This window comes from Erwinia plantamica (assembly GCF_043420595.1).
GTDB classification, from domain to species: Bacteria; Pseudomonadota; Gammaproteobacteria; order Enterobacterales; family Enterobacteriaceae; genus Erwinia; species Erwinia aeris.
In genome coordinates this window covers 1-1,129 of the sequence record NZ_JBGCUC010000040.1, presented here as the reverse complement: position 1 = coordinate 1,129, position 1,129 = coordinate 1, and the positions used below count along the sequence as shown (strand labels likewise).

1 protein-coding gene is annotated in these 1,129 nt (G+C 54.7%); it reads right to left on the bottom strand.

Features of this window, described 5'->3' with window-relative positions:
• A partial coding sequence (tuf, locus tag AB3U87_RS21930; protein WP_394150516.1) for an elongation factor Tu occupies nt 1-1,129 on the bottom strand: 1,129 nt, incomplete at both ends.

Here is a 1,129-nt window from a genome sequence, read left to right as displayed (position 1 = left end):
CGGATTGCGAAACGCAGACCGTCGTCCATTGCGATTGGGTGGATCAGGGTAACAACCATTTTGATGTTGTCGCCTGGCATAACCATCTCAACGCCTTCCGGCAGTTCGATGGTACCGGTCACGTCAGTTGTACGGAAGTAGAACTGTGGACGGTAGCCTTTGAAGAACGGAGTATGACGGCCGCCTTCGTCTTTGGACAGGATGTAAACCTCAGACTCGAACTGAGTGTGTGGCTTGATGGTGCCTGGCTTAGCCAGAACCTGGCCACGCTGGATATCTTCGCGCTTGATACCGCGCAGCAGGATACCACAGTTCTCGCCCGCACGGCCTTCGTCCAGCAGCTTACGGAACATCTCAACGCCGGTACAGGTTGATTTCACGGTATCTTTGATACCAACGATTTCAACTTCTTCGCCGACTTTAACGATACCGCGCTCTACACGACCGGTAACAACGGTACCACGACCGGAGATGGAGAATACGTCTTCGATTGGCAGCAGGAACGGCTTGTCGATTGCGCGCTCTGGTTCCGGGATGTAGTTATCCAGGTGACCGGCCAGCTCGATGATTTTCGCTTCCCACTCGGCGTCGCCTTCCAGCGCTTTCAGCGCGGAACCGTGAACGATTGGGGTGTCGTCGCCAGGGAAGTCGTACTGTGACAGCAGGTCACGTACTTCCATCTCAACCAGCTCCAGCAGCTCTTCGTCATCAACCATGTCGCACTTGTTCAGGAACACGATGATGTAAGGAACGCCAACCTGACGGCCCAGCAGGATGTGCTCACGGGTCTGCGGCATTGGGCCGTCAGTCGCAGCAACAACCAGGATAGCGCCGTCCATCTGCGCAGCACCGGTGATCATGTTTTTCACATAGTCGGCGTGGCCAGGGCAGTCAACGTGCGCGTAGTGGCGAGTCGGGGTGTCATACTCAACGTGAGAAGTGTTGATGGTGATACCACGAGCTTTTTCTTCTGGTGCGTTATCGATCTGGTCGAATGCACGAGCAGAACCGCCGTAGGTTTTAGCCAGAACGGTGGTGATAGCAGCAGTCAGGGTAGTTTTACCGTGGTCAACGTGGCCGATAGTACCAACGTTGACGTGCGGTTTGGAACGTTCAAATTTTTCTTTAG